The sequence below is a fragment of the Conexibacter sp. S30A1 genome (assembly GCF_023330665.1).
GTDB lineage: Bacteria > Actinomycetota > Thermoleophilia > Solirubrobacterales > Solirubrobacteraceae > Palsa-465.
On record NZ_CP097127.1, the window covers coordinates 1,615,663 to 1,636,182 of the forward strand.

Here is a 20,520-nt window from a genome sequence, read left to right on the forward strand (position 1 = left end):
GGAGTAGCCCGTGCGCTTCCTTGCCTCCGAGCTGGCGACCCACCTGGGAGCCGAGATCACGGGACCGGACGTTGCCGTGGAGGGTGCGAGCATTGACTCGCGGACACTGCGCGCAGGTCAGCTGTATGTGCCCATCGTCGCGAACCGTGACGGACACACATTCATCCCGGCTGCACTCGAGACTGGGGCGCCGGCCTATCTGACATCGCAGGACCCGCTCGGCGCGACCGCGATCCGGGTGCCGGACACGGCGGCGGCGTTGCTCGCGCTCGGCGCGCTCGCGCGAGAGCGAGTCGCAGCAGCGATCGGGATCACCGGATCTGTCGGTAAGACGACGACCAAAGATCTGCTGGCCGGCTGTCTGGCCACGACGTTCACCGCCACCGCCAGCGACCGCTCGTTCAACAACGAGCTCGGCCTGCCGCTGACGCTCATGGGCGCACGCGAGGGCACGGGCTGGGTGGTGCTCGAGATGGGCGTGCGGCACAGCGGCGACATCACACGACTGTGCAGCGTCGCGCGACCCGAGGTCGGAGTGCTCACAAGTGTGCAGATGGCGCACGTCGAATTCCTGGGCGACCTGAACGGCGTGGCACGCGCCAAGGGCGAACTCGTCTCTGCACTGCCCGCCTCTGGCGTCGCCGTCCTGAACCAGGACGACCCGCGTGTGCGCGCCATGGCTGCGCTCGGCGCCTGTCCGGTGCTCGGCTACGCGGTGACCGCGCCCGCTGACGTGCGCGCCGAGAATGTGACGCTCGACCGAGAACTGCGTGCGCGCTTTCGTCTGGCCTCGCCCTGGGGACGGGCAGATATCCAGCTGGCACTGCATGGGGCACACCAGATTCACAACGCCCTGGCGGCTGCGGCCGCGGCCCTCTGGTGTGGCGTGCCGATCGAGGCGGTCGCCGAGGCACTGGGTGCCAACCGAGGATCCCCCTGGCGCATGGAGGTCCAGCATCAGCAAGATGGTCCGTCACTGATCGTCGATTGCTTCAACTCCGTGCCCGCCTCTGCGGAGGCGGCGGTCCGCGCCCTGGCGGCGCTGCCGGCCAGGCGTCGGCTGGCGTTGCTGGGCCTGATGGCCGAGCTCGGTGTGCACGGAGAGCCTGAACATCGTCGCATCGCCAGGCTGGCGCGGGAGCTCGGGATAGAGGTGGTTGGCTACCAGACCTCGCTCTACGGCGACGCGCGCGTGGACGGCACTGACGATGCCGTCGCGCTCATGCGCGAGCTCAGCAGCGGCGACGCCTGTCTGATCAAGGGCAGCCGGGTCGCACGCCTCGAGGATGTGATGGCGGCCTACGCGCGCGAGGAACAACCTCAGTCAGGCGGCGTTGACGCCTAGCTCGTTACTCGCCCGCGCATCCGACCGCGCCAGGCTGGAGGCCACCGCAGCGCGGAGCGTGCGATGGCGCGCGGGCTCGACCACATCCCCAAGCCTGAACTTGGACGCCTCGTCAAGGCGCCGGTCGGCGTGTGCCACGCTGCGCAGCTCGCCGGTGAGACCGAGCTCCCCGAAGCAGGCGAGCGGTCCGCCACTGGAAGACTGAAGCGACCGGCCTCGCGCCGCGCTCGCGACGGCGAGCGCGATAGCCAGGTCGGCGCCCGGCTCGTCGACGCGGATCCCACCGACGACGTTGACGAACACGTCAGCATGACCGAGGCCGATCCCGGCGTGCCGGCCGAGCACCGCAAGGACCAGCGCGAGACGGTTACGGTCGATACCAGCCGCGACCCGGCGCGGCTGTTCGAGCTCAGAGGCATGTACGAGCGCCTGGACCTCCACCAACAGCGGTCGCACCCCCTCCATCGCGCACAGCACGACGCTGCCCGGCGCACGTGTCGCCTCCGCCACAAACCGTGCAGAGGCGTCGAGCACCTCGACCAGGCCATCGTCGCGCATCTCGAACACACCCGCCTGGTTGGTTGAGCCAAAGCGATTCTTGACGGCTCGCACGGTACGGTAGGTGCGCTCACGCTCGCCCTCGAACTGCAGGACGCAGTCGACCAGATGCTCGAGCACCCGTGGCCCCGCCAGCGCACCGTCCTTGGTCACGTGGCCGACCAGCAGGACGGCGATAGCGGCCGTTTTGGCCACACGCATGATCTCGCTGGCGACCTCGCGGACCTGCGCCACAGATCCTGAGGCGCTCGTGAGCCCGCCACTGTGCAGCGTCTGCACCGAGTCGACCACACACACCTCGGGCCGCTCCTGCTCGAGGGTCGCCAGTACCGTAGCCAGATCCGTTTCCGCGACCACGGGTATCGCCAGCGGGTCGCCGCCGCTCAGCCGCTGCGCCCGTAACCTGATCTGCGACGCGGACTCCTCGGCCGAGATGTACAGCGTCCGGTGGCCGGCGGCCGCCAGGTTGGCGAGCGCCATGGTCGTCAGCGTCGACTTGCCCACACCGGGAGACCCGCCCAGCAGCACCAGTGAGCCTGGCACCAAGCCGCCGCCGAGCACGTTGTCAAGCTCGCCGATGCCGGTGCTCAGCCGTGGCTCCGGTGCAACCGCAACGCTGGCGAGCGCCACCGGCACGACAGCCGCCACCACACCGCCGGCGCCGGCCCGCTGGCCGGCGCCGCGCCCGGGAGCGCCGTCCCTGACGCGCGTCTCCTCGACCAGTGTGTTCCACTCGCCGCACCCCGGACACCTGCCCGCCCAGCGTGGTGACTCGTGACCACAGACGGTGCAGACGTGGACAGTTCTGGGCGCCGGCATATCGACGTTAGGCTACGCCCGCAGCCCGACGGAGCCGCAGGAGACCGACCAACAGGCCCTCAAACCTGAGGACCGTTCGGCGCAACGGTCCTCAGGTCTGGGGCGTTGACGCTTCGTCGATGCCTCTAGCTCTCGTCGGTGGACTGAGCCGACTGCGTGGCTTCGTCCACGTCGGCTTCGTCGGAACCACCCTCGGCGCCAACACCAACCGGGGTAGGCTGGGGAGCCGGTTCGAGCACCGATAGCTTGACCTCAGCGCTCTCAGCGCCCTCACGGTCGCCACCCTCTTCGCGATCGACCACCACGGTCGATCCCTCCGGAACCTGGGAGCGGAGCACGAAGTCAGCCAGCGGGTCCTCGATGTAGCGCTGGATCGCTCGCTTGAGCGGCCTTGCGCCCATGGCCGGATCCCAGCCCTTCTCGACCAGCAGGTCCTTGGCGTCCTCGGAGAGCTCGAGCTGCAACTCGCGTTCGGCCATCGATTCACGGATACGCCGCAGGAGCAGGTCGACGATCTCCTTGATCTCGCTCTTGGCCAGCTTGTGGAAGACGATCACATCGTCGATCCGGTTGATGAACTCCGGGCGGAAGACGCGCTTGAGCTCGCCCATGATCCGGCTCTTCATCTCGTCGTAGCTGACGCCGGTCTCGTCCTCGATCGTCGAGAAGCCGATCTGGAAGTTGCGGGCGATCTCAGCTGCGCCGATGTTCGAGGTCATGATCACGATCGTGTGACGGAAGTCGACCGTGCGACCCTGGGCGTCGGTGAGCCGACCATCGTCGAGGATCTGCAGCAGGATGTTGAACACATCCGGGTGCGCCTTCTCGATCTCATCGAGCAGCAGCACGCTGTAGGGCTTGCGGCGCACCGCCTCGGTCAGCTGGCCGCCCTCGTCGTAGCCGATGTAACCGGGGGGCGAACCGACCAAGCGGCTGACCGCGTGCTTCTCCATGTACTCGGACATGTCGATGCGGATCATCGTCTCCTCGTCACCGAACAGGAACTCGGCCAGTGTCCGTGCCAGCTCGGTCTTGCCGACCCCGGATGGGCCCAGGAAGATGAACGAGCCGGTCGGCCGTTTGGGATCTTTGAGGCCAGCGCGAGAACGCCTGATCGCCTTTGAGATGACCTCCACCGCCGCATGCTGGCCGATGACGCGCTTGTGCAGCTCCTCCTCCATGCGCATCAGCTTCGCGGTCTCGGCCTCGGTCAGCTTGAAGACTGGGATCCCGGTCCACATCGAGACGATGTCGGCGATCTCCTCCTCGCCGATGGACGGGCGCTCGGTCGCCTCGCCGGCTTCCCACTGCTCCGCCAGCTCACGCTTCTTCTGCGTCAGACGCCGCTCCTGATCACGCAGGTTGGCTGCCTTCTCAAACTCCTGCGCCTCGATCGCCGCCTCCTTGGCGCGGCGCGTCTCCTCGATCTCATCCTCGAGCTCACGGTAGACCGGGGGCGAGGTCATCGACTTGATGCGCATGCGCGAGGCTGCCTCGTCGATCAGGTCGATCGCCTTGTCGGGCAGGAAGCGATCGGAGATGTAGCGGTCAGCCAGATCGGCGGCGGCGGCAAGCGCCTCGTCGGTGATGTTGACCTTGTGGTGCTGTTCGTAGCGGTCACGCAGACCCTTGAGGATCTGGACGGTCTCGTCCTTGGACGGCTGATCCACCACGATCTTCTGGAAACGGCGCTCCAGCGCCGAGTCGCGCTCGAGGTACTTGCGGAACTCCTCAAGCGTCGTGGCGCCGATCGTCTGCAGCTCACCACGAGCCAGCGCGGGCTTGAGAATCGAAGCGGCGTCGATCGCGCCCTCGGCCGCACCAGCACCGACCAGATTGTGTAGCTCGTCGATGAACAGAATGATGTCGCCCCGCTGGGTGATCTCCTTCATCACCTTCTTGAGGCGCTCCTCGAACTCACCGCGGTACTTGGAACCGGCCACCAGCGCGGCCAGGTCAAGCGTGTAGATCTGCTTGCCCTTCAGCAGCTCGGGGACGTCTGCATTGGTTATCCGCTGCGCGAGTCCCTCGACCACTGCCGTCTTGCCGACACCCGGCTCGCCGACCAGCACCGGGTTGTTCTTTGTGCGACGGCTCAGGATCTGCATGATCCGTTCGATCTCGGTCTCGCGGCCGACGACCGGGTCGAGCTTGCCGTCAGCGGCAAGCTTGGTGAGGTTACGGCCGAACTGATCGAGCAGCTTGGACGACTTCTTGGGGTCGGCCGAAGCCGCACCCACGCCCGCCGCCGGCGTCGCACCGGTGCCACGCCGCCCTCCCGGACCGGAGAGCATGCGGATCACCTCGTTGCGGATCTTCTCCGAGTCAGCGTCGAAGTCGAGCAGGATCCGCGCCGCGACGCCCTCATTCTCACGGACGAGGCCGAGCAGGATGTGTTCGGTGCCAATGTAGTTATGACCCAGACTCAGCGCCTCGCGCAGCGCCAGCTCAAGAACCTTCTTGGCGCGCGGCGTGAACGGTATCTGGCCGGAGGTGACCTCTTCACCGGAACCGACGATTCGCACGACCTGTGCCCGCACACGCTCGACGGTGATGTCCAGCGACTCGAGCACCCGTGCAGCGAGACCCTCCTCCTCTCGGAGCAGGCCGAGCAGGATGTGCTCGGTCCCGATGTAGTTGTGCTTGAGAGTCCGCGCCTCCTCCTGCGCGAGGACGACAACTTGACGTGCGCGTTCTGTAAATCGCTCGAACATTTCTTAAATCTTTCCGTCGCTGGACAATGGCGGGTCGGTCGATTCGTTGTCCTTGACTACCTGCTCGCTACTCATACTAGTAGTCGGCTGGGAGGCCGATAACCAGCAACCATTTCGGTCCAGAAAGAGCGCTCCAGGGCTGATTCGCGGTTGCGTGGGTCTGACTGCGGCCATAGGCAAGTCTACCAGCCGTGCGGTCGCAACCGACCGGGCACCCTCATGCGCTGGCCGCGAGCGCCGGGCTGGGATGATCGCCCGCACGCGCACCGGTTCGCAGGGCGGTTACAACAACCACCGCGGTGGCTCCCCAGGCGATCGCCTGCTCCCAGGTGTGGATCGGGATTCTTGGCGGCAACGGCCACATCAGCAGTCCGACGACCCAGACCAGGCTCAGCCGCGGACGCGTCAGCGCCAGCGGGACCAGCAGCAGCGAGAAGTAATGATTCCAGACAAGCGGCGAGGCCACGAGCATCAGCAACACGGCCAGCACCAGCGCGTCGCGCTCGTGCCCGTGCCTCCAGCCCACGACGAAGACGGCAACGCCCAATGCAGCAGCTACCGCCACGAGCAGCACCTCGCCCGCACCGCGGCCCAGGCCAAGCTGGCCGGCGACCGCAAGGACCGCGTAGCCCCCGCGCCAAAGCGCTGCCGTCACCCGCGCGGAGAGCCGCAGATAGGCACCGAGCTGCCCGACGCCGACGGTTAGCCAGGCCACCAGGTTAAGCGCAACGCCCCAGACGAGCACCCAGCCGGTGGCCCTGAAGCGTCGCGTGGCCAGCAGCCACAGCGCGAGCGGCCAGACGAAGGGTTTGATGCTGATCGCCGCCGCCGTGATCAGCCCAGCCACGAGGGGACGGTCGCGGTGACGCCAGACGAGCGCCACAGCAAGCACGAGCGGCAGCGTCACGTTGCCGGTCTGCCAGCCGTCAAACACCGGCGACCACAGCAACGCCAGACCGTACAGCCGCCAGTCACGTACGTCGAGGACCCACAGGATCGCCGGCACGCAGGCGATGCAGGCAAGCGTCCAGATCAACTGGGCGAGCCCTCCTGATACGAGCCCCAGCGGGAGGAAGGCGAGCGCCGTCAGCGCCGGATTGACGAACGCGCCGCCGTCGACCACCTGCCCCTGCGTGGCCGCGTAGGGGTTGTGACCGGCGAGCAGCCTGACTGCGGCCGGGTAGTACGCGGACTGGAAGTCAACGACCGCCGTGCGCGCCCTGAACAGCACGACTGCCCAGGCCAGACAGAAAACCAGCGGCACGAAGCCGAACAAGGCCAGCTCCGCGAGCCGCGCCAGCGACGTGCGGTCGGTGGGAGAGACCGACAGAGGTCCGATCGGCGCCGCAGCCATCGCTCAGCCGAGTCCGTGGGTGGCGATGATCACCCTACGGCTGCGACTGACCACGTGCACCCCCGCCCGGCGCAACAGCTCGCGGTCGGTAACGTGGTTCGCGGGATAAAGCATCCAGATCGAATAGTGCGCCAGGAGCGCTCGCGCGTTCGTGTTGCGCGCCGCAAGGTGCGCGATCGCCTCCAGCTGGTTGCGCGTGAGCAGCTCGAAGCTCGTGTCGTAGGCGACCCGCCCGGAGAACAGCGCCGGCCGTTCCCAGATCAGCCAATCGGCATAGCGCACGTCGGCGAAGATGGTCGCGCGCGGGTCACGTGCGATCAGCCGGCTTAGGGTTGGGATCGCATCGCGGGGGTAGGTGCTGTCAAACCAGCTTGCGGGCCGTGCCAGCACACTCCCGGTCATCAGTGCCGCAACTGCCATCGTTCCTAGCGCTATCAGTAGGTTCACACGCGAGCGACGCAGTGGTGCCGCTCGGTCGCGCCGCAGTGCGGTGACGAGTGGTGGCAACAGGATGATCAACGCCAGCCCAAACCAGGTCACGTTGCGCACCGCGATCACGGCGCCCAGAGCCAGCACGGCCAGCACGGCCGTGTCGTAAAGCGGCGGCCACGCGGCCCGGCCAGACCGCGCCCCGAGCGCCAGCAGCAGAACGCCGACAGCGATCAGCGCCCCCAGCACAAAGAACGGGATCGCCAACAGCGGGACCGACATGATTGGCTTCCACTCGGTCACGAGCCGGCCGAACTCCGGGTTTGTCAGGGTGACGCGGTAGTAGTGGATCATGCCCGCTCCGTAAGGGGTCGCGAGCAGGCTCAGCGGCGAGCCGACGATGAACAGCAGCGCCCGTCCGTCGCGCAGGCCGCTAAGCCCGCGGCTGCGCACGCTCCGCAGCAGCACGATCAACCCGTAGAGCCCGGCGAGCCCTGCTCCCATCGTAGCGGACCCGTGCAGGTTCGCCCAGAGCACGAGCAGTGGCAGCACCCAATACACACGGCGACCGCGCTGCGCCGCGCGCAGATCCGAGGCGAGCAGCCAGAGCGTCGTCACGAACAGCGGGTAGGCGAACCCCTGCGTGCGGATCGACACCGCTGTGACCAGATAGAAGAAGGCTCCGGGAAGCGTCACCGCAAGCACATCCAGGTCCTCGCCGCCGAGCGCACGGCCCGCGGCTACGGCGCCCGCGAACGCCGCGCTGGTCGCGAGCACGTATAGCACGGTCATGAGCTGCAGGCCGCCGAGGTGGACCAACTCGTACATCGCAAGCTGCGCCAGCCATTGCTGGTCAACCCAGCGCACCCCGTGGGCCATAACGGTGAAATAGTCGTGCGTCGGGATCCCGTGGGCCGCGATCAGCCGCCCGGCGATGAGGGCCAGCCAGCCGTCCTGCGCGAGGTGTTTCGGAATCCCTACCAGGCCGGCGACGACGATCGCGCAGACCGCGATCACGAACATAGCCCTGGCCTTGAGCCAGCCGAGCGCAGGGAGCGCGACAGCCGACTCGTCAGCTTTCACGACGTCCGGCGTCGGCAGCGGCCGCGCCGCGGTGCGGTCGCGCAGCGAATTGGCGGGCATGGGAGTTCATCGTCAGCCACATGCTCAAGGCTTGCAAGATTCATTGCAGCCTCGTACATTCGTCCATAGTCGTCGTCGGCGCGTGCAGGCACTCAAGTTCGGCCATAAGCTCACCGATGAGTGGTCACGGATACCGACCACGGTGCCGCGGGGCAAACCATTGCCTCTGTATGTGACGCGTGCGTCACGCCCGAATAACTGACCACCGGAACTCATGGGGGGAGGTGACACATACATATGCTGAAGCTCTTCATCAACATGAAGCTTGCGCTAGCCCACCTGCTGGACGATGAGGAGGGCCAGGGGCTCACCGAGTACGCCCTGATCCTGGCGCTCATCGCTATCGTCGCAATCGCCGCACTCACCTTGCTAGGCGGCAAGGTGACCAGCGTGCTGAACACGATCAGCAGCAGCCTGCCCTAACGAGCAGGTCCGGCCACCCACTCACCCGGCGTGATCAGTGAGCGTTGGCGGCCATTCGTGAGCGTTGGCGGCCACCTTCTAAAGGGTGGCCGCCAGCCATCTGAAAGACATCTCAAAGCGGCCAGTGCCAGCAGCCGACAGCCCTCAGACCTAGTGTAGTGTCTCGCAAATAGCTGTGGTTTGTGGTAGGATGAGCTATGCGCTCTGCTACTGCTGCTTTGCCGCTGGCCCAGGGCCAGCGAGAAGTACTTGAGAAGCTCTCGCGTTCACAGACCGCCAAGCGCCGGGATGTGCAACGCGCCAAGGCCCTGTTGCTGGCTGCTGACGGGGTCGCCAACACACGGATCGGCGCGGAGCTGGGTGTGTCTGCGACGAGCGTGAGTAACTGGCGTGAGCGGTTCGCCGCCGATGGTTTGAAGGGCATCGGGGTGATCCGTCCGGGCAGGGGTCGCAGACCGTCGATCCCGCCAGAGAAGGTTCAGGCGATCGTTGATGCGACGTTGCATGAGACGCCTGAGGGTGAGACGCACTGGAGCTGCCGCTCGATGGCCCGCGCGCAAGGCGTCTCCCCGGCGACGGTGCAAAGGGTCTGGGCGGCACGGGGCCTGAAGCCCCATCGCGTCAAGACGTTCAAGCTCTCAAACGACAAGCATTTTGCGGAGAAGCTCGTCGATGTCGTCGGCCTGTATTTGAACCCGCCGGAGAACGCGATCGTCTTGGCGATGGATGAAAAATCCGGCGCTACTGACGTTTCCGTGGGTGGGGTGAGCGGCTGAGAGGGGCGCGCACGCCCCGTCGCTTCTAAGGTTTCCGGCTTCTTGACAGCTGGAGTTTCTAGGAGGCGAACTGGGACGTGCGCGGTATCAGGGTATGGGCCAGGCTGCTTGGTTTGCAAGGAGCGGTGGTTGAGGATGTGACTGTGGGGGTCGAGGGCGAGGTGATCGTCGCTGTCAGGCCGTGCTGGCGGGAGCGGGATCGTTGCGGGAGGTGCCGTCGGCGATGTGGGCGCTATGACGGGGGGGAGGGTCGCCGTCGCTGGCGCGCACTGGATTTGGGCGCGACGTTTTGCCTCTTGGAGGCTGACGCCCCCAGGGTGAGCTGTCGCCGGCATGGGGTGGTGGTCGCGGCGGTCCCGTGGGCGCGGCATGACAGCCGGTTTACGCGCTCGTTTGAGGATCAGGTCGCGTGGCTTGCGTGCAACACATCAAAGACCGCGGTGGCTGAGCTTCAGCGGGTGGCGTGGCGCTCGGTCGGGCAGATCCTTGAGCGGGTCGCTTCTGAGGCACGCCGCCAGGTTGATCTGCTGGACGGTCTGCGCAGGATCGGGATTGATGAGATCAGCTACCGCAAGGGCCAGAAGTACCTCACGGTCGTGGTTGATCATCACAGCGGCCGGCTGGTGTGGGCCGCCCCGGGCCGTGACCGCCAGACGGTGCTTGAGTTCTTTGACGCGCTCGGCCAAGAGCGCTGCAAACAGATCGAACTTGTGTCCTGCGACATGGCCTCATGGATCAGCTCCGCGGTCGCTGAAGCGGTCCCTGACGCGGAGCGGTGCGTGGACCCGTTCCACGTGATCGGGCTGGCAACCGACGCGCTTGACGAGGTTCGTCGCGAGGTGTGGCGCCAGGCCCGCAAGGACGGCAACACGCAGCTTGCCAAGGACCTCAAAGGCGCGAGGTTCTGCGTCTGGAAGAACCCGCAGCACCTCACCGACAACCAGCGCGCCAAGCTCTCAGAGATCCAGAAAACCAACGGGCCGCTGTACCGCGCCTACCTGCTCAAAGAGCAGCTGCGCCAGATCTACCAGCTGTCTGCCCGCAAAGCCGAGAAGCTGCTTGACAGCTGGCTTGACTGGGCACGGCGCTCAAGACTGCCAGCGTTCGTGAAGCTCGCACGCACGATCACCGCGCAGCGTTCCGGGATCATCGCCGCAATCAAACACGGACTGTCAAACGCCCGGGTCGAACAGCTCAACGGACAGCTGCGGCTGATCACAAGACGCGCGTTCGGGTTCCACTCAGCTGAGGCGCTGATCGCACTCGCGATGCTCAAACACGGAGGCCTGTGCCCACCCCTACCAGGCCGGTGACAAACCCACGGAAACAGCAGGAGACCCTCAAATACATGCCCAGACGCGACCGTGAGCAAGTCGCCCGCGACCTCAAACCGATCTACACCGCGATCAACGCCGAGCAGGCATGGGCCGCACTGGAGGCCTTCGATGAGAAGTGGGGAGCGCGCTTCCCGATCATCACCCGGCAGTGGACCGCCGCCTGGGAGCACATCACACCGTTCCTCGCCTTCCCCGCCGAGGTCCGCCGGATCATCTACACCACCAACGCGATCGAGGCGCTCAACCGGCAGCTACGCAAAGCCATCAAAACGAAGGGCAGCTTCCCCAACGAGGACTCAGCCCGCAAGCTCGTCTACCTCTGCCTCCAGAACGCCGTCCCGCAATGGACCCGCTGCCGGAACTGGACAGCCGCGCTGCTAGCGCTCAAGATCCACTTCGGTGACCGGATCCCGGACGCAAGCTGACCACCACCCATTGACACGACCAGAGTAACTGTTAACCTGAAGAAACCACGCTTACACAGTTAACGTGACGCCCTCGGCGCGACCCATCGCGGCCGAGCGACGGCCTACTCACTGAATTAGGTCAGATCACCGTGACGAGCGTCCCATAGCTGATGTAACGCCATGCGCGCTGTGCTGCTGCGTAGGGCAGTTCGACGCAGCCCAGGCTCTGCGGGTAACCGTAGGAAGCCCTGGGCATGTAGTGAACCGCGTCGCCGCCGTTGAAGTAGGAGACGAACTGAACGGGGTCCGCGTACGGCACGCCGTTGGGATTGATCCCCTGCATCACCTGACTGCGCAGGCGCTCATACACCGGGTAGGTCCCGAGCGCGGTCGGCGACACGGAGATACCCGTGTTGGCGAGCGTATGCAGCACGACCGCGCCGTTGTGGTACAGAGTGAGGGTCTCCGGACTCGCTTCGCTCGCCACCGCGTAGGTGTAGCCAGCATGGTTGTACTGACGGTGCACGAGCGCGGAGACGAGCCTGCTCCACAATGCGGGAGTCAAGACGCCCGTCATTGGGAGTCCGCGCTGGGACTGGAAGTCCATGACCGCGCCTCGAATCACGAGTGCCCGTTGTCCGGTCCACAACGAGCGCAGCGACACCGGCCAGCCGCGGCCAACGACAAACCTGCCGCGCGGCGGCGAGTAAAGCGCCCGCATCTGCGCGCGGAGATCATCGGACGGCGGACTCTGCGCGCTGGCTAAATGGACCGGCAGGTAGCCGAGCGTGGCGAGCAACTGAACGAGCCGCACGGTGGATGGTTCGCCGACCACGTACCGCTCCAGCACGGGGTGAGACAGCGTACCGCCGGCGGCCGCGCGCAGGCCCTTCGGCACCGTGAGGGTCACCTTGGTGCCGGGCGTAAAGCCACTGGCCGCGAAAAATCTGAGCGTGCGCGGGCCCACTCGACGCCAGCGCCCGGCGAGCCGGGGAAGCAGCGTCGGCGCGACCGGCTGGCTGCGCGCCAACGGCTGCGAAAACCGAACGGTGAACGCAGCATCTCCTGCAATCGCCCCACGCGTGGCCGGATATACAGCCACGACACGCAACCGTTGGGGCGAGGCTGCGGTGGCGCTTGCGGGAGCGAGAATGCACGTGCATGCGAGAAGCGCGAGACTGAGTAATGCGGCTCGTCGTCGGGTCATGGCTTCACATTAGCCAAGAGCCGTGAGAATGCGACCAAGAGGCGGGCTGAGCGGCTTGCGCCGGGAGACTGCTCAGAGCGAGCCGAGGTTGTGGATGAGGCCGATCACGGCCGGCGTCATGAGAACGATGAAGAGCGCCGGGAAGATCAGAAAAACCAGCGGGAAGAGCATCAGGACGGGAGTCTTCTGGGCTCGCTCCTCGGCGTTGGCGCGACGACGGGCGCGCATCTCGTGCGCCAGGTTGCGCATTATCTGTCCCAGTGAGATGCCCATCCGCTCCCCCTGCGCCATGGTACGCACGAACGAGCGCATAGCGGGCGTGTCGGCGCGTTCGGCCATATGGGTCAGCGCCTCCTCGATCGAGAGGCCCATCGTCTGCTCCTGGAGCGTCAGCTTGAGCTCATCGCCGAGCGGCGGCCCGAACTGCCCCGAGGCGAGCCTGAGCGCCTGTGGGAAGGACAGCCCGGCCTCGATCATCACCGTCACCAGATCAACGAGGTCGGGCAGGGCCCGATCGATCGTCTCGATCCGCCGGCGCGCACGACGCTGGACATACGTGAGCGGCAGAACCCAGCCGGCGAACACTGCCAGGGCGACGATCAGCACGTCGAGCATGCCGTGGAGGCCGACCAGCAGGAGTGCAAGCAGCGGCAGGGCGACGGTGCTCAGCACCCGGTAGCCGATGACGGTGCGCGCAGATACGGTGTACATGCCGGCGGCCATCAGCTCGTCGCGGATCGCCGCCTCTCGGATCGTTGTCAGGCGCCCGGAGAAGAGGCCCCCAAGCGATGTCGCAGCAGCTGACAGAAAGCTCCTATGAGCCTCCCTGTCGAGATAGACGGTAAGGTCGGCGCCCAAGCCGTCACCTCCGGCCTGCAGGCCGTGGTCGATCACAGCCCGCACCCGCTCGACCGGCGAGCCGCGATGCTCCCGCGTAGCCACCAGCGTCGCGAGCACGGCGATTCCCAGGAACCCTGCCCCCAGTGCCAGATATATGTAGCTGGACACGGTCACACCTCGATCTTGATGATCTTGCGGATGACGAACCCGCCGCAAACGACCAGACCCATACTCACGCCCAGGGCGACCAGCCCCATGGTGGTGTGGTAGAGCGGACGCACGTAACCGGGGTTGATCAACGAGATGAACAGCAGCAGCGCCACCGGCAAACCCGCGAGGACGCCGCCCGAGAGGCGGCCCTGAGCGGTCAGCGAACGCACGAGCCGCCGTATCTCGATCCGCTGCCGCACGGTCTCGGCGACCAACTCAATCACCTCGGCGGTGTTACCGCCGGTTTCGCGCTGAAGCGAGGCAACGATCGCCACGTGTTTGAAGTCCTGGCTGCGCATGCGTTCGGTCACCTGCGCGAGCGCATCGGCCAAGGGGATTCCGAGCTGCTCGTCGAGCACCGCCCGACGCAGCTCCCGCGCCGAGGGCTCCGGTGCGTCCTCCAGCACCGCCTTGAGCGCTCCGACGAAGGTCTGACCGGAGCGCATAGCCGAGGCGATCACCTGCAGGTTGTCCGGCAGCTGATCGGCGAACATCCGCCGCTTACGGTCGGCGCGCATCCTGATCGCCATCAGCGCAGCTCCCGGCACAACGAGCGCCAGCAGGGCCGCCACGGGGCTGTGGGTCTTTAGGACCAGAAGACCGCCTACCAACAGAATGGCCACCACCACATACCCCAGTAGCTGCTCCAACCCAATGTCGATCTCAGCCACCTCCATCTCGGTGCGCAGGCGCGTTAGCAGCGGTGAGCGCGCGAGCTTGCGGGCCTTGCGGTCGCCGAGCGCGCGCTCGACCAGCGACTGCTCAGAGTCGGACTCGTCGTGCCGCAGCGTCACGTACGCGCCAACTCGCTGCGCGACCGTCTGGCGGTGCCCAACCAGCGCGAACACCGCTCCACCAAGCAACCCACCGGCAACAACGCTGACTGCGGCGGCTGCCAGACCTGCGTCAGCGCTCACTTGGCAACCCGCCTCTCGATGCGCGCGGGACGGATGCCAAAGCCGGTCGCCGGCGGCCGCTCGGCCGACATCGAAGCAACCGCTCCGGAGCGCTCAGCGCCGAAGCTGTGCTGGTCCATGTATGCGGGCAGCCGCACGCCGTTGCGCTCGAACTTGGCGCACGTGGGCCGCAGGCCAGAATAGACGAGCTGACCCTTGCCGTCACCGCTCTCCTTGTCGATGCGGTACTCGAAGATGTCCTGAAGCGTCACGGTCTCACCCTCCATGCGCTGCACCTCGGTGATGCTGGTGATGCGACGACCGCCGTCATTGAAGCGTTCGATCTGCACGATCAGGTCGAGCGCGCGCGAGAGCTGCTGACGTACAGCACGCATCGGGAAGTCGATGCCTGCCATCAGCACCATGCTCTCTATCCTGGCCACAGCGTCGCGCGGCGTGTTGGCATGACAGGTGCTGAGCGAGCCGTCGTGGCCGGTGTTCATCGCCTGCAGCATGTCGAGCGCCTCAGCGCCGCGGACCTCACCTACGATGATCCGGTCAGGACGCATCCGCAGGGAGTTGCGGACCAGCTCGCGGATCGGCACCTCGCCCTGGCCCTCTACGTTCTTGGGACGTGCCTCCAGGCGCAGCACGTGCGCCTGGTTGAGGCGTAGCTCGGCTGCGTCCTCGATCGTGACGATCCGCTGATCGTCGGGGATCGCCGAGGAGAGCGCGTTCAAGAGCGTCGTCTTGCCGGAACCCGTGCCACCAGCGATCAGGATGTTAAGCTCCGCCCTGATCGCCGCCTCCAAGAACTCGCGTGCGGCGACGCTCAGCGAGCCGATCCTGACCAGATCCCCGAGATCCCAGCGATTCTTGGAGAACTTGCGGATCGTCAGCAGCGGGCCGGTCAGCGAGAGCGGCGGCAGCACCGCATTCACCCGGCTTCCATCGGGCAGGCGCGCGTCGACCATTGGCGAGGACTCGTCGACGCGGCGGCCGACCTGCGCCACGATCTTGTTGATTATCCGCCGCAGGTGATGCTCGTCGGTGAAGCGCACCCCGGTCTTCTCAATCCGGCCGGAGCGCTCGACCCAGACGTCCGAGGGCCCGTTGACCATGACCTCCGTGACGGTGTCGTCCTGCAAAAGCGGCTCTATCGGGCCGTGACCCAGGGTGTCGTTGGCGATCTCCTGCACCAGGCGCTCACGGTCTGCGGTCGCCAAGCCGCGCTCCTGGCCCAGTCGCTGGCGGACATCAGCCAGCACCACCTCACGCAGCGCCTTCTGGGACAGCGCCTCGTTGTACAGCCGGGGTCCAAGCTCGGAGATGATCGCCGTGTGGATCCGGTCCTTGAGCTCGACGAACGAATCAGACGCCGCCGAGTCGGTCGGTCCCGATGTTGGCATCCCAGCGAGGCGCTCGCGCAGTTCCATCTCACTCACCTCAGCGGCCGCGGGCCAGCTCGGGGGCCGTCTTCACACTCGCCTTGCGCCGAAACGGCCGGCGCCCAGAGGCACGGCTGCGCGGCACCGACGGTTTGGGCTCGGCCGGTTCGGCCTTCAGATCGCTGAGGAACATCTCCGCCAGCGACCTGATCGCCCCCGCGGCGTGCGACCGGCTGCCCGAAAGGGCGATCGGGACACCATCGTTGATCGACACAGGGATCTCACGGTCGCTGGGCACGAGCACATCGGGCGTACGTCCCAGGATCTCAACGGCCTCCGCATCGGAGATCCCGACGTTTGTGCCGGCTCGGTTGAGCACCACGCGCACCCGCTCACTGGGATGGCCCATCAGCTCGAGCGTGTCCAGTCCAAGTCTGGTGTTCTTGAGCGACAGCGCGTCAAACATGGCGACCATGCAGATCCAGTCGGCCACATCGACGGTTGCGATCACCTCGGCGGTGAAGGCTGGCGGCGTGTCGACGACGATGAAGTCAAACTCCTGGCGCAGCACCGCGTAGATGGTGGACATCATCTGCGCCGTCACCGAGACGGCCTGGTCCGGCCTTGCGGGCGCCGCCAGCACTCGCAGGCCACTCGGGTGGCGCAGCATGAAGTCCTCAAGCTTGTCGGCGTCGAGGCTGCCACCCGAGACGGCCAGATCGAACAGCGTCGTATCGGGACGCAGGCCGAGCGCCAGCGCGACGTCGCCGAACTGCAGGTCCAGGTCGATCAGCACCGTCTTACGACCGCGACTTGCCAGCGCCGCACCAAGGTTGGTGGCCGCAACGGTCTTGCCGACGCCGCCCTTGGAACCGAGCACAGCGATCAGCGTGCCCGCATCAGGCCCCTGGTCGGCCGCGGTGCGCGTCCGCGTCACGGCCTTGCGGATCGTGAACTCCACGTCACGGCTCACCTGTTCGGGAATGTAGGGACCGGGGTGCAACACCATGAAGTCGTCTGCCCCGGCCGCAAAGGCTTCCTGAACAAACTCCTGGTCGCTGCCGTGCGATAGCACCACCACCGGTGTGTTGGGGCGCACCGTGTGCCACAGCGACACCAGCCTCAGCGCCTCGGCCGAGCCCTCGCGGCAGGCCACGAGGAGCAAATCAACATCCATCCGCAGGATCGCATCGGCGTTCAGGTCGAAGCTCTCAAAGTGCTCCGTCAGCACGACGCTCGAGTCCTCCGGAATGTGTTCACCGACCAGTCGGAGGGCCACGGTCTCGTCGTGTGCAACAGCCGCTGTGATGGGGCGCGCCATGTCTGTCAGCTCCCAACCGAGTAGAGTTTCACCGAGTCGGCGGCGCCGATCGACGGTCGCAATGCCAGCCACAGGCTGCCCTGGCCGGTCGCAGCCGTGACGATCAGCGCTTGGCGGTCGCTCAGCCGCAGTACCACGACGCCGCTTGCGTTGGCCAACACGGGCACGTCTTGGACGAGCATCTCAGACCTCTTACCGAGCAGCAACATGATGTCCACGGTGTCGCCCGGCGCTAGGTAGCTGGTGAGCCCCTGCTGGCTCGAGAACGCGAAGGCAACAGCCCGTTCGTCGCCGCGCAGCATACCCGGCAGCAGCGCCGTGCTGCGCGTGAAATCGGCAGTCGTGATCTGCTGTCCCGCGACGATGTCACTGGTCGCGGCTTCACCGATGATCTGCGAGGGATCGACGATCGCTCCCGGCACCACCCGTGCGGTTGGTACCTCCACGCGCTTGAAATAGCCCTCACCCGCAATCGCGGCCTCTGGAGTGCCCTGGGGAATGTTCTGCTTGGCCACCCAGACGGCGGTCTGCGGCGGTCCGACCTGCACCACCGTGCGCTTGCTGTAGTTGGCGACGAAGAGGTAGATCAGGGCGGCGGCCAGCAGGGCCGAGACAGCCGCTACCAGCAGCGCGTTCCTGCGACCGGCGAGCGCCTGTGCGCGACCACGGGGCGGGAACTTACCAAAGTGACGATGGGCTTCCATTTGTACAGGCTCCAGTAGGTTTCGTGTCTGCTATCGGCGTGAGCATCGCCAAACTTGACTGTGGACAGCCGGCCCTCGCGGTTCCGGTCAACTGGTACAGGTCGGGGTCAGGAATGGATTGGTGCCGGTCAGCGACCCCTCCATGCGCATCGTCGCGCTGGATCCGATCGTCGAGGAGAGGCCTCCGGACGCTTCACTGACGAGCTTCAGCCAGCTGAACGTGGACGTGACCTTGACCTCGATCGGGTCTCCGGTCGTGTAGGTGCTGCTGGCGGGCGAGGTGCTGGTGGCAATGTCACCCACGCAGACGCTGGTCAGGTTCGGTCCGCCGATGCGCTGGGACTCGCAGGTTGCCCACAGCTGGAGCGTGGTCTCGGGCTGCGTGCCGCACATGACGCTCGTCGTGGTGCCGATCACAGCCGCCTCCCGCACCGCGATGTTGGCGATGTTGGTGTCAGAGTTCTGCTGGTTCAGCGCCAGGCCAAAGTCGATGATCGCGAAGAGGAACAGCAGCAACAGCGGTAGCACGAAGGCAAACTCGACCAGCGCTTGGCCGCCTTCGCCCGGGATCCTGCCTCTGAGCCAGCGCATACACTTCCACACGGTGCCCACTGTATCGGCAGCTGCAAGCACAGCCCTTTAGCTTTGGCTCCCTAACTCACCAACCGGCCAACGGCCGCGCCGCCTGTGTCGCCCGCTGGCTTCTCTCCGACGCCGATCCTCCCCCCCTCGAGCGGTCAAACAGAGCCATGCCGACCTGCTGTCCGCGCCCGGCGCTGTGCGCGCTTGAGCGCGTCGTAGACCACGCGGGCATAAACCGCGCGCGCCCACACCTGTGGGTGCACGCCGTCCACCAACATCGCCCGCGTGCTGTGGGCAAACCAGTTGGCCAAGACAGCCTGCGGCCAGGTCCGCACGTACTGGGCAAGCTGATGGTCGACCTCACCCTGCCAGCTGCGGGCCAGCCGCACGTTGACGATCACCACCACGGGAACGCCTCGCAACACCCGGCGCAGGTTCTGCATGTCGCTGTACCAGACCGGACCGTTGTCGCCGATCTGCACGATCACCTCACGCGGCAGCCGGCCCGCGGCCCGGTACTGGGCCAGTCGGGCGATCGTCGCCTCGGCCTGGCGTCCGACCACCGCGTCCACACGCAGCCTCCGTCCGATCAGCGCCTCCAGGTTGGCGGCGGCGCCGAGCATCACCGAGTCCCCGGCCGCCAGCACCTCGCCGTGGAAGCCTGGCGGCCGCCGTGAACGCTCTGGCTTTGAGGGAGGTGGGTGGTCAGCACCGCCCGGGCCGCTCGGGCCAGGTCGTGGCAGACCGCGAACGGCGCCTCTGCCTGGAGCGATCGGGATGAGCGCCTGCGGCGTCGCTGTTCGCTGGTGCGCAAGCGCCGTGGCGGGGGCTGGCAGACCGAACCCAGCGGCCACAAGTGCCGCGAGCAGCGCGGCGGCGCTCGTCACCCAGGCCAGGCGCTGGTGCGGCGTGTGACGGTCAAGGAAGGCCCGCAGCCTGAGCTGCGCGCGACCAGAGCGGATCGGCGTCTCGACATAGCGGTAGGAGAGCGCCGCGACGGCGACCGTGCCGGTGGCCTGCAGCAGCACGAGCACCGGGCCAGGGAGCGATACATCGACACCGGGCCTGGTCAGCTGCATGATCGGCCAGTGCCAGAGGTAGATGCCGTAGGAGCGCACGCCCAGCCAGCGCAACGGTTCCCAGCCGAGCGCGTGACCAAGCCGAGAGCCGGGCATGACCACGCTGCCGATCAGGACCGCCCCGATCAGCGCCATCACCAGAAAGCCACCCCGGTACAGCCAGGGCTGATAGTCGTGGATGCTCACAAACAGGATCAGCACCCCGACAAGCGCGATCAGCCCGACGGAGTCGGTCTGGACCGGGCCGATGCGGCGGGCAGCAAGCGCCCGGCGGATACCAGGTAGCGCGAATGCCAGCAGCGCGCCGATCAGCAACGTGAAGGCACGGGTGTCGGTTCCGTAGTAGACGCGCGACGGGTCGCCGTTGGGGTTGTAGAGAACCGCCATCAACAGGACAGAGACCAGCGCCAACACCGCCGTGAGCGACCAGACGCTGCGCGGATGCAAGCGCCGCAACCCCAGCAGCAGCAGCGGCGGCCAGACCAGGTAGAACTGCTCCTCGACCGCGAGCGACCACAGATTCTGGAGCAATGAGGGGCGTCCGAACTGATTGAAGTAGGAGTGGTTGGCGATGACCTCGTGCCAGTTGGTGAGGTAGACGATCGCGCTGATCGCATCGGCGCGGGTGCGGCTGAGGTCGTCGCGCGCGATCGTGAGCGTCGCCAAGAGCGCAAACGCGATCACGACGGCCACCGCTGGGAACAGGCGGCGCGCCCGCCGTGCCCAGAAGGCCCGCAGCGCGATCGTCCCGTCGGCCGCGAACTCACGCAGCAGCAGCGAGGTGATCAGATAGCCGCTGAGCGCAAAGAAGAGATCGACGCCGAGGAAGCCGCCCGGCATCCAGGAGACGCCGGCGTGATAGAGAAACACACCGCTGACGGCCAGCGCCCGCAGGCCGTCGAGCCCGGGCTGATATGGCAGCCGTCGGCCGTCTGACCGTGAACCATGGGATTGTTCGCGTGCGGAGCTGGCCGAGTCCATCTCGCGT

The 20,520-nt window shown here is 66.5% G+C and carries 16 protein-coding genes and 1 pseudogene; 5 read left to right on the plus strand and 12 right to left on the minus strand.

Features of this window, described 5'->3' with window-relative positions; genetic code table 11:
- Nucleotides 1-10: 10 nt before the first annotated feature.
- Nucleotides 11-1,345 carry a UDP-N-acetylmuramoyl-tripeptide--D-alanyl-D-alanine ligase gene (gene murF, locus M3M54_RS08040; protein WP_249021639.1) on the plus strand — a complete coding sequence of 445 codons (1,335 nt, stop codon included), beginning with the start codon at nucleotides 11-13 and terminating at the stop codon, nucleotides 1,343-1,345.
- On the opposite strand, the gene radA is transcribed toward murF, so the two are convergent.
- The 4 genes from radA to M3M54_RS08060 form a co-directional block, all read right to left on the minus strand.
- Nucleotides 1,325-2,722 (minus strand): DNA repair protein RadA, encoded by a 1,398-nt coding sequence (gene radA / locus M3M54_RS08045; protein ID WP_249021640.1) that lies wholly within the window; start codon nucleotides 2,720-2,722, stop codon nucleotides 1,325-1,327. The two genes, murF and radA, sit on opposite strands and share 21 nt — an antisense overlap.
- Before the next feature lie 125 nt (nucleotides 2,723-2,847).
- Nucleotides 2,848-5,436 (minus strand): ATP-dependent Clp protease ATP-binding subunit, encoded by a 2,589-nt coding sequence (locus tag M3M54_RS08050; protein WP_249021641.1) that lies wholly within the window; start codon nucleotides 5,434-5,436, stop codon nucleotides 2,848-2,850.
- Nucleotides 5,437-5,653: 217 nt separating this feature from the next.
- Nucleotides 5,654-6,790: a glycosyltransferase family 87 protein gene (locus M3M54_RS08055; RefSeq protein ID WP_249021642.1), complete on the minus strand. Its 1,137-nt coding sequence runs from the start codon at nucleotides 6,788-6,790 to the stop codon at nucleotides 5,654-5,656.
- Nucleotides 6,791-6,793: 3 nt separating this feature from the next.
- Nucleotides 6,794-8,362 carry a hypothetical protein gene (locus M3M54_RS08060; RefSeq protein WP_249021643.1) on the minus strand — a complete coding sequence of 523 codons (1,569 nt, stop codon included), beginning with the start codon at nucleotides 8,360-8,362 and terminating at the stop codon, nucleotides 6,794-6,796.
- Nucleotides 8,363-8,599: 237 nt separating this feature from the next.
- On the opposite strand from M3M54_RS08060, the gene M3M54_RS08065 reads away from it, so the two are divergent.
- The 4 genes and pseudogenes from M3M54_RS08065 (at nucleotide 8,600) to M3M54_RS08080 (ending at nucleotide 11,323) form a co-directional block, all read left to right on the plus strand.
- Nucleotides 8,600-8,785, plus strand: a complete 186-nt coding sequence (locus M3M54_RS08065; RefSeq protein WP_249021644.1) for a Flp family type IVb pilin — start codon at nucleotides 8,600-8,602, stop codon at nucleotides 8,783-8,785.
- 197 nt (nucleotides 8,786-8,982) lie between these two features.
- A pseudogene (locus tag M3M54_RS08070) lies at nucleotides 8,983-9,522 on the plus strand (IS630 family transposase); the annotation flags it as partial.
- 116 nt (nucleotides 9,523-9,638) lie between these two features.
- On the plus strand, nucleotides 9,639-10,874 hold the full coding sequence (locus tag M3M54_RS08075) for an ISL3 family transposase (protein ID WP_249021645.1): 1,236 nt from the start codon (nucleotides 9,639-9,641) through the stop codon (nucleotides 10,872-10,874).
- Nucleotides 10,871-11,323 (plus strand): transposase, encoded by a 453-nt coding sequence (locus tag M3M54_RS08080; RefSeq protein ID WP_256465828.1) that lies wholly within the window; start codon nucleotides 10,871-10,873, stop codon nucleotides 11,321-11,323. Before M3M54_RS08075 ends, M3M54_RS08080 begins: the two co-directional genes overlap by 4 nt.
- Nucleotides 11,324-11,444: 121 nt before the next feature.
- Here M3M54_RS08080 and M3M54_RS08085 read toward each other — a convergent pair whose 3' ends face one another.
- The 8 genes from M3M54_RS08085 to M3M54_RS08120 all read right to left on the minus strand — a co-directional run bounded on the left by M3M54_RS08085 (nucleotide 11,445) and on the right by M3M54_RS08120 (nucleotide 20,513).
- Complete coding sequence (locus M3M54_RS08085; protein WP_249021647.1) at nucleotides 11,445-12,335, minus strand: L,D-transpeptidase family protein; 891 nt, start codon at nucleotides 12,333-12,335, stop codon at nucleotides 11,445-11,447.
- A 249-nt stretch (nucleotides 12,336-12,584) separates the two neighbouring features.
- Complete coding sequence (locus tag M3M54_RS08090) at nucleotides 12,585-13,520, minus strand: type II secretion system F family protein (RefSeq protein WP_249021648.1); 936 nt, start codon at nucleotides 13,518-13,520, stop codon at nucleotides 12,585-12,587.
- A 2-nt stretch (nucleotides 13,521-13,522) separates the two neighbouring features.
- The gene (locus tag M3M54_RS08095) at nucleotides 13,523-14,479 is read right to left on the minus strand and encodes a type II secretion system F family protein (RefSeq protein WP_249021649.1); all 957 of its coding nucleotides are present in this window, start codon (nucleotides 14,477-14,479) and stop codon (nucleotides 13,523-13,525) included.
- Complete coding sequence (locus tag M3M54_RS08100; protein ID WP_249021650.1) at nucleotides 14,476-15,894, minus strand: CpaF family protein; 1,419 nt, start codon at nucleotides 15,892-15,894, stop codon at nucleotides 14,476-14,478. Before M3M54_RS08100 ends, M3M54_RS08095 begins: the two co-directional genes overlap by 4 nt.
- Nucleotides 15,895-15,904: 10 nt before the next feature.
- Nucleotides 15,905-17,167 (minus strand): AAA family ATPase, encoded by a 1,263-nt coding sequence (locus M3M54_RS08105; protein ID WP_249021651.1) that lies wholly within the window; start codon nucleotides 17,165-17,167, stop codon nucleotides 15,905-15,907.
- A 5-nt stretch (nucleotides 17,168-17,172) separates the two neighbouring features.
- On the minus strand, nucleotides 17,173-17,871 hold the full coding sequence (gene cpaB / locus M3M54_RS08110; RefSeq protein WP_249021652.1) for a Flp pilus assembly protein CpaB: 699 nt from the start codon (nucleotides 17,869-17,871) through the stop codon (nucleotides 17,173-17,175).
- An 87-nt stretch (nucleotides 17,872-17,958) separates the two neighbouring features.
- Entirely contained in the window at nucleotides 17,959-18,462 is a 504-nt protein-coding gene (locus M3M54_RS08115) for a TadE/TadG family type IV pilus assembly protein (RefSeq protein WP_249021653.1), read from the minus strand.
- Between the two features lie 146 nt (nucleotides 18,463-18,608).
- Complete coding sequence (locus tag M3M54_RS08120; protein ID WP_249021654.1) at nucleotides 18,609-20,513, minus strand: acyltransferase family protein; 1,905 nt, start codon at nucleotides 20,511-20,513, stop codon at nucleotides 18,609-18,611.
- Nucleotides 20,514-20,520: the final 7 nt, after the last annotated feature.